This window comes from Halomonas sp. (assembly GCF_014859505.1).
Taxonomy (GTDB): Bacteria; Pseudomonadota; Gammaproteobacteria; order Pseudomonadales; family Halomonadaceae; genus Halomonas.
The window spans coordinates 1-1094 of sequence record NZ_JACUUD010000269.1; the positions used below are offsets into that span (position 1 = coordinate 1).

The window sequence follows — 1094 nt, forward strand, 5'->3', positions numbered from 1 at the left end:
CCATAAAATCAATTCATGTTATTTATGGATTGAATTCCCCAAAGGAATAGAGAAAACAGATGAACCAGATTGCTTATTGTGAAAGCTGGGCTTTTGTGGGAGCTGGGCTCCGCCCGGCGAATGGAGACCGAAGGGCTCCTGGGCGGCATAAGCCAACGCAGGCAACTCCGCTGGGGCGCCTACGGCGCCATTCGCCCGGCGAAGCCGATCTCCCACCAGTCAGCTCAAGCCTCGTGAAGGCTTGAGGGGCAACAGAGCATCTCCCATGGGCAATTTCACGCCAGTCACGGAGGGACCATGGATACCCAGAGCCTGCAGGCCTTCCTAGCGGTAGCCGAGAGCGGCAGCTTCTCGCGTGCCGCGGAGCAGCTGCACCTGACCCAGCCGGCGGTGAGCAAGCGCATCGCCGTGCTTGAGACCCAGATCAACGCGAAGCTGTTCGATCGCATCGGACGCGGCATCAGTCTCACCGAGGCGGGGCGCCTGCTGCTGCCCCGTGCGAGGCAGATACTCGTGATGATGGACGACAGCCGCCGGGCGCTGGGCAACCTCTCTGGCGACATCGGCGGCAGCCTGACCCTGGCCACCAGCCACCATATCGGCCTGCACCGCCTGCCTCCGCTGCTCAAGGCTTATACCCGGGCTCATCCCGAGGTGCGCCTCGATCTCCATTTCCTGGATTCAGAGGAGGCCTACCAGGGGGTACTCGACGGCACCCTGGAGATCGCCGTGGTGACCCTGGCCCCCCACCCCGACCCCCAGCTCGAGGTGGTGCCGGTGTGGGTCGACCGCCTCGACTTCGTCTGTGCCCCGGACCATCCGCTGGCCAGGCGAAAGCGGGTGGCGCTGCGTGAGCTGTGCGAGCATGACGCCGTGCTGCCCGGGCCGCTCACCTTCACCCGGAGCCTGATCGAGGCGCGCTTCGCCGCCGCTGGCCTGCGCCTGCCGGTAGTGCTCTCCACTCACTACCTGGAGACGCTGAAGATGATGACCTCCATCGGCCTGGGCTGGAGCCTGCTGCCGGAGCGCCTGGTCGCCGGCGAGCTCCACGAGCTGCCCATCGACCACCCGCCGATCCACCGTCCGCTGGGCTA

1 protein-coding gene is annotated in these 1094 nt (G+C 65.2%); it reads left to right on the plus strand.

Annotation, left to right across the window (positions count from 1 at the left end):
• Nucleotides 1–297 precede the first annotated feature (297 nt).
• Nucleotides 298–1094: LysR family transcriptional regulator (locus IBX53_RS16175; RefSeq protein WP_290911430.1), on the plus strand; the 797-nt coding region annotated here is incomplete at its 3' end.